The organism is Aminobacter sp. P4_D5 (assembly GCF_056401815.1).
In genome coordinates, this window is sequence record NZ_JBFUIP010000231.1 from 1 (window position 1) to 6,650 (window position 6,650).

8 protein-coding genes are annotated in these 6,650 nt (G+C 62.4%); 6 read left to right on the plus strand and 2 right to left on the minus strand.

What is annotated here, in order from left to right; translation table 11 throughout:
- The 4 genes from AC1DWF_RS28865 to AC1DWF_RS28880 all read left to right on the plus strand — a co-directional run.
- Positions 1 to 1,310: GMC family oxidoreductase (locus AC1DWF_RS28865; protein WP_476842360.1), on the plus strand; the 1,310-nt coding region annotated here is incomplete at its 5' end.
- Positions 1,311 to 1,438: 128 nt separating this feature from the next.
- Positions 1,439 to 2,650, plus strand: a complete 1,212-nt coding sequence (locus tag AC1DWF_RS28870) for a mandelate racemase/muconate lactonizing enzyme family protein (protein ID WP_476782792.1) — start codon at positions 1,439 to 1,441, stop codon at positions 2,648 to 2,650.
- Positions 2,647 to 3,564, plus strand: coding sequence for an NAD(P)-dependent oxidoreductase (locus AC1DWF_RS28875; protein WP_476782793.1), 918 nt, complete (start codon positions 2,647 to 2,649; stop codon positions 3,562 to 3,564). Before AC1DWF_RS28870 ends, AC1DWF_RS28875 begins: the two co-directional genes overlap by 4 nt.
- Positions 3,565 to 3,639: 75 nt before the next feature.
- The gene (locus AC1DWF_RS28880; protein ID WP_476782794.1) at positions 3,640 to 3,861 is read left to right on the plus strand and encodes a DUF6500 family protein; all 222 of its coding nucleotides are present in this window, start codon (positions 3,640 to 3,642) and stop codon (positions 3,859 to 3,861) included.
- A gap of 205 nt (positions 3,862 to 4,066) precedes the next feature.
- Here AC1DWF_RS28880 and AC1DWF_RS28885 read toward each other — a convergent pair whose 3' ends face one another.
- Entirely contained in the window at positions 4,067 to 5,005 is a 939-nt protein-coding gene (locus AC1DWF_RS28885; protein ID WP_476788027.1) for a diacylglycerol/lipid kinase family protein, read from the minus strand.
- A gap of 248 nt (positions 5,006 to 5,253) precedes the next feature.
- Here AC1DWF_RS28885 and AC1DWF_RS28890 point away from each other — a divergent pair, with 248 nt between their 5' ends.
- Both AC1DWF_RS28890 and AC1DWF_RS28895 read left to right on the plus strand, forming a co-directional pair.
- On the plus strand, positions 5,254 to 5,568 hold the full coding sequence (locus AC1DWF_RS28890) for a BrnA antitoxin family protein (protein WP_476781819.1): 315 nt from the start codon (positions 5,254 to 5,256) through the stop codon (positions 5,566 to 5,568).
- A 131-nt stretch (positions 5,569 to 5,699) separates the two neighbouring features.
- Positions 5,700 to 6,098: a hypothetical protein gene (locus AC1DWF_RS28895; RefSeq protein ID WP_476781820.1), complete on the plus strand. Its 399-nt coding sequence runs from the start codon at positions 5,700 to 5,702 to the stop codon at positions 6,096 to 6,098.
- A gap of 135 nt (positions 6,099 to 6,233) precedes the next feature.
- On the opposite strand, the gene AC1DWF_RS28900 is transcribed toward AC1DWF_RS28895, so the two are convergent.
- Positions 6,234 to 6,581 carry a DUF1344 domain-containing protein gene (locus AC1DWF_RS28900; protein ID WP_476842361.1) on the minus strand — a complete coding sequence of 116 codons (348 nt, stop codon included), beginning with the start codon at positions 6,579 to 6,581 and terminating at the stop codon, positions 6,234 to 6,236.
- Positions 6,582 to 6,650 lie beyond the last annotated feature (69 nt).

The window sequence follows — 6,650 nt, forward strand, 5'->3', positions numbered from 1 at the left end:
TCGACGCATGGCGCGACGCCGGCAACCCCGGCTGGGGCTTTGACGACGTGCTGCCCGCATTCAAGGCGATCGAGGACAACGAAGCCGGCGGCAACGCACTGCGCGGCAGCGGCGGCCMGATCCACGTCACCGACAACAGGAAGAAAGTTCATCCGCTCACCAAGCGCTTCCTTGCGGCCGGACAGCAGGCGGGTCTTGCGCTGAATCAAGACTTCAACGGCCCCTCGCAAGAGGGTGTCGGTGTTTATCAAATCACCACCAGGGGTGGTCGCCGCATGTCGGCAGCGCGCGGCTTCCTGCATCCGGCCATGAAGCGCCCCAATGTGCGGGTCGAGACCGGTGCGCTGGCAACAAAAATCCTGTTCGAAGGCAAACGCGCCGTCGGCGTCGAATATCTGCAGAACGGCAAGACACTCACCGCCCGCGCCGGCAAAGAGGTCATCTTGTGCGGCGGCTCGGTCAACTCGCCTCAGCTGCTGCAGCTTTCCGGCGTCGGCCCGGCGGTGCTGCTAAGCGAGCTCGGCATCCCCGTCGTCCATGCCCAAGAACATGTCGGCCGCAATCTGCAGGACCACCAAGGCATCAACTACACCTGGAAGGCCAAGGTGCCGACGTTGAACCAGATCCTGCGCCCCTGGTGGGGCAAGCTTCTGGTCGGCATGCAATATCTCGCTTTGCGCACCGGCCCGCTGTCGATGAGCATGAACCAGGGCGGCGGCTTCTTCCGCTCCGACCCTGCCCGCGCCCGCCCCAACATGCAGCTCTATTTCCAGGTCTTTTCCACCGTCCTGCCCAAATCAGGCGAACGGCCGATCCTGTCGCCCGACCCCTTCCCTGGCTTTTCCATCGGCCTGTCCAACTGCCGGCCCTCGAGCAGAGGCGAGATCATGATCCGCTCGGCCGATCCGATTGTTCATCCCCGCATCACCGTCAACGCCTATTCGACCGAGACCGACGTCGCCGAGATGCTCGATGCGGTCAAATTCCTGCGCAAGCTGGCTTCTATGCCTGAGATAGCCGAGATAACAGCGGAAGAGGTTTTGCCAGGCCCCTCAATCACTTCCGACCCGGACTTGATTCAGGATTTCGCCAAGCGCTCGGGCACAGTTTACCACCCTGTCTCAACCTGCCGCATGGGGCCGGACCCGCGCACCTCCGTCGTCGACCCGCGCCTGCGCGTGCACGGGCTTTCCGGCCTGCGCGTCATCGACGCTTCGATATTCCCCGACAACATCACCGGCAACACCAACGCCGCGTCGATCATGACCGGCTGGAAGGGTGCGGAGATGGTGCTGGAGGATATGGGGTGAGCAGCCATGAGAACTCGCGCCGCCCCTCACCCTTACCCTCTCCCCGTAAAGGACGGGGAGAGGGAGGCGTCAGGCGGATGAGGGGCAGCGCCTAACGTCTACGATTTCACACGACCGGAGGAGCAACGATGAAAATCACCGACGTCAAAACCTTCGTGGTCAACAACCCGCCGCCCGGCATCGGCGGCAAGTACTTCATCTTCGTCAAGCTCACCACCGACGGCGGCGTGGTCGGTTATGGCGAGGCCTACAACGCCACCTTCTCGGCCCATGTCACGGCACGGATGATCGAGGACATGGCGGAGCGCTACCTGTTGGGACAGGACCCGCACGACATCGAAAACCTGTTTCGCCGCTGCTATTCCTCCGGCTTCACCCAGCGTCCCGACGTATCGGCCATGGGCTGCTTCTCGGCGCTGGAAATGGCCTGCTGGGACATCATCGGCAAGGAGGCTAACAAGCCGGTCTACAAGCTGCTCGGCGGCCAGGTGCATGAGACGCTGCGCTCCTACACCTATCTCTACCCGCATTCCGGCAGCGTCCACACCGAGGACGCAGCACCCAAGAACGTCTACAACGACCCTGACATGGCCGCCGAATGCGCAGCCCTTTACGTCAGCCAGGGCTTCAGCGCCGTGAAGCTGGACCCCGCTGGGCCATGGACCGCCTTCGACGGCCATCAGCCGCGACTGACCGACATCGACCTGTCGGTGCGCATGATGAAAGCCATCCGCGAGGCCGTCGGTACCCGCGCCGACATATTGTTCGGCACCCACGGCCAGTTCACCGCCTCAGGCGCTCTGCGCATGGCGCGCGCCATCGAGCCTTACGATCCGCTGTGGTTCGAGGAGCCGGTGCCGCCTGATATGCCCGAGGTGATGGCCGAGGTGGCGCGCGGCACCTCGATCCCGATTGCCACCGGCGAGCGGCTGACGACAAAATTCGAATTTGCGCGGGTCATCGAAAACCGCGCCGCCGCCATCCTGCAGCCCGATCTCGGCCGCTCCGGCGGCATCCTCGAAACCAAGAAGATCGCGGCCATGGCCGAGGCCTATCACATCCAGGTAGCACCGCACTGCTATTGCGGCCCGATCGTCGGCGCCGCCAACATCCAGCTCGCCGTCACGCTGCCGAACTTCCTCATCCTTGAATCGCTCAGGCAGTGGGAAGGCTTCCACGCCACGCTTTTGAAGAAAAAGATCGAATGGCAGGACGGCCACGTCATCCCCTCGAAGGAGCCCGGCCTCGGCGTCGAACTCGACGAGGCGGTGTGCGAGGCCAATCCCTATGACGGTCCCCATCTGCACCTGCAGATGGGGCAAACGCCGCTGATGCCATGACAGAACCCATCGCCTACGCCTTTATCGGCCTCGGCCATCTCGGCGGTCACCTCGCCGCAAGCCTGTTGCGCGAAGGCTTTCCGATCACCGTCTTCGATCGCGACCCGGCCGCCGTCGGCCGCCTTGTCGCGCTCGGCGCGACCGCAGCCATCAGCCCTGCCGACGCAGGAGCCCGCGCTGGCAACGCCATCACCTGCCTGCCCTCGCCCAGGGTCAGCGAAGCTGTGGTGGCCGGGGCGGACGGGCTGCTCGCCGGTTTGCCCAAGGGTGCCACCTGGATCGAAATGTCGACCAATGGCCGCGATGACATCCTGCGCCTTGCCGACCTTGCCGCTGAAAGCGGCGTCTACACGCTCGAATGCCCTGTAACCGGCGGCGTTCATCTCGCGGCTTCAGGCAACATCACAGCACTCGTCGGCGGCGACCCAGCCCTTTACGCGCGCCACCGCGCAGCCATCGAGGCTATGTGCGCACGCTCGTTCCTGATGGGGCCGATTGGTTCGGCAGCCGTGATCAAGGTCATCACCAACATGCTGGCCTTCATCCACCTGGTCGCCGCCGGCGAGGCACTGATGCTGGCCAGGAAAGGCGGGCTCGACCTCGCCCAGGCCTACCACGCGATCGCAGCCTCTTCCGGAAACAGCTTCGTACACGAGACCGAAAGCCAGCTCGTGCTCAATGGTTCCTACGACATCGGCTTCACCATGGATCTGGCGCTGAAAGACCTCGGCTTCGCGCTCGGCATGGCCAGTGAACTCGGCGTGCCTCTCGATCTCGCATCGCGCGTCACAGCCATCTTCGAGCAGGGCAAGGCAAACTATGGCGGCGACGCCTGGTCGACGATGATCGTCAAGCTTTTGGAAGACGCCACCCAAACCGATCTGCGCGCACCGGGTTTTCCGGCAAAGCTTTGATATGGCGGACGCCGGCCTTTGACTTGTTGCCTCACGAGAGGGAAAGCTGCCGAACGATTCGTCTGAGGATTTATTTTGAGAGCAGGCCTGAAGGCAAAGATACTGGACGTCTGCGAGCGCAAGATCGCCGCCAAGGGCCCCGATGTCGGGCTGTCGTTCTACGCGTTTTTCGCCAACAGGAACGACGACCCGGAACTATTGATGGAAGCCGCCGAATGGTGGATCCGTACCCACAAGCTCGACCATTTCGAAAAGGCGACGAAGATCCAGGCCATGGTCAGGGCGATGGGGGCCTAACCAGACTACAAGGAACCTGCCCCATGAATTTGCCCCTCACCCTTACCCTCTCCCCGTGAAAAACGGGGAGCGGGAGGCGTCGGCGTTGCCGCTTGTCCCTTCTCCCCGTCATTACGGGGAGAAGGTGCCGGCAGGCGGATGAGGGCAGTTCTATGAAATCAATCTCTTACACCGCTTTTCCGACTCATTCTCCTAACCGCCCGACTCAGCACCTTACCTTCAGCACCTTCGGCAACATCTCGAATGTCGCTGGAATATGCCCAGGCGATTCACCGTCGATATCGGTCAGTGCCGCGTTGGCGAGCGGGTCGCCCAGCGGCTCGACCATCACCTTGCGGCCGCGGAGGATGGTGATCGCGGGATGATCGCGGTGGCGGCCGCCATAAAGCAGCCGGATGTCAAAGATCAGCCTGAGCTTGCTCGCCGCGCGCAGAATGACGATGTCGAACAGACCGTCGTCGGGAACAGCATCGGGCGCGATCATCATGCCGCCACCGAAGAACCTTTCATTGGCAACAGCCACCAGCGCCACCTTGGCTTCGACCGGCGCGCCGTCGTCGACAACGATGCGCACCTCCTGGAAACGGTAGCGCACGAACTCCGTCACCGTGCGCCAGAAAAACAGCGCCTTGGCCGAAACGCGGCCCTTGCGCCGGTCCGCGTTCACCGCACGCACCGTCGCACCCGACATGCCCAGGCTTGCAATATTGACGAAATGACGGCTCGCCAGCCGGCCATGCTCGTCGATGAAGGAGATGCGGCCGGCGTCGATGAGGCGGTCCTCGCCTTCGGCGATACGCGCGATCGCGGCCTTGACTTCCACCGGAATGCCCATGCCCCGGGCGAAGTCCGAGCCCGTACCGCACGGTAGCACGCCGAGCACCGCCGCGACCCCGGTCTCGGCCTGCATCTGCAAGATCCCGTCGGCGACTTCGCTGATCGTACCATCACCGCCGGCGGCAACCACCAGTCCACAGCCGAGCGCCACGAGGTCGCGCGCGATCGTTGCGCCATCGCCAGGCTCTTCAGTCTCGCGGAATTCGACATCGCCAAAGCGTTCGGAAAGTGCGGCTGCAACTTCCGTCCAATGTGATCCCAGCCTGCCGCCACCGGCCACCGGATTCCTGACGACGCCGATCTTCACGAAACAAAACCCTCCCCCACAGCGTAAACACCGCCGCCCTCCGGCGCCATTGTTAGCCGCACAGGCAAATGCGCAAGGGAAAGGTTGCGAAGTTCACATCCGAAACAGACACGACGTTAGCGTATATACAGAAATACTTGCGTAGGCGCACGTTTTCGTATATACGGTAATTGTCTGGAGGGGCGGACACATAAAGCTCATTCGCATCATCTCGTTGCGCAAAGCCAACAGACGGGAGATCGAGATTTATGTCCAAAGTTTCTAAGTCGGCCACTGAAACTGCCAGGCTGGCGGACGCGCGGCGACGCGCCTTGATTTCTCTCGAAGATATTTCCGACGATGAAGACCGCGCCATCACAGCCGATGCTGTTGCCGACCCGGATGCCCAACCCGCTGATGAGCTCTTTCGCCGCAAGATCGGCCGTCCTCGCTCACCGAACAAGAAACTGTCCGTCCTGCTCAGACTCGACCCGGAAGTCGTCGCTCAGTTCAAGGCCGATGGCGAGGGCTGGCAGACACGGATGAACGACGCCTTGCGCAAGGCAGCTGGCCTCGACCGGTAGACAGACCCAGACATTCCTGACCACACCACAAAATAGCAATCGCACGCCACCATCATGCCATGATTGCGGCTAACTGGCGCCGCGATCGCAGCCGAGAACTCGCTTCGTGACCAACCCGAAGGATTCGGACCGTGATCAAGTCAGCCCTTGTCGCCATGACCATCGTTGGCTGCGACTGCGATGCCAAGCTTTGCGAATATATCGGCGAGACGCCGGCGCAGTGGACTTCTGTCGCCGACTGCGAGGCGGCGATGAAGAGCCGCATTTTGCGCGAAGGCAACCACGACTATCCCCTGGTCACCGGCATCTGCCGCACCACGACCTTCGCCGATCCGCAGCTCGCCTCAGCGCCTGCCATCCACCCTGAGGTCCAGCCGGCCGCGGGTACGCCACAAGAAAATGGCTCGGTGCTCTACCGCACGGCCAATGGCTATGCGCTGGTGCGCTCCGGCCTCGACCGCTTTGCCGATGGCACGCTTGCGGTGGCAAAACGCTCGTCCAGCTGGCTTGCCCAAAATATCGGTTTCTAGAGCTGCCAGCGCGCCTCAAAAAACAGCCGACCCGCATGGGGTCGGCCGAAATGAGTGCTTGGAAGGTGTCGAGAATGGGACTCGCCCTGTCCGGGCGGGACGGCAATACGGGCAGGGCGAGTTCGCAAAGGACGTTTACGACGCGTTTTCGATCGCGGTCACGGCACCTGTGGTGTCGTCAACAGTCACCTTCACCTTGGCGCCGGCGGCAAGGCCATCGACCTTGATGCTTTCGGGTACGACATAGATCTTGCCGTCGTCCAGCGTGATCGAACGCGTCGCCGCGTCGACCGACTGGACCGTGCCTTCGATATCCGCGGCATAGGCGGAACCGATGAAGGCAAGCGAGGCGACGGTCGTTGCAAGGAACTTGTTYATGTCAGGTACTCCCGTTCTATCTTCGTCCTCGCGGGCTTCGCTTTCGCAGCAAGGCCCGCCGAACGACCTGGAGACTGACCGCCGAACCGGCCAAGAGCAAATCACGTTGCGTGAAATTATCCAACAGAATCATAAGCTTATTTCTGCCACATTCCGACGCAACCAGCCTCGCTC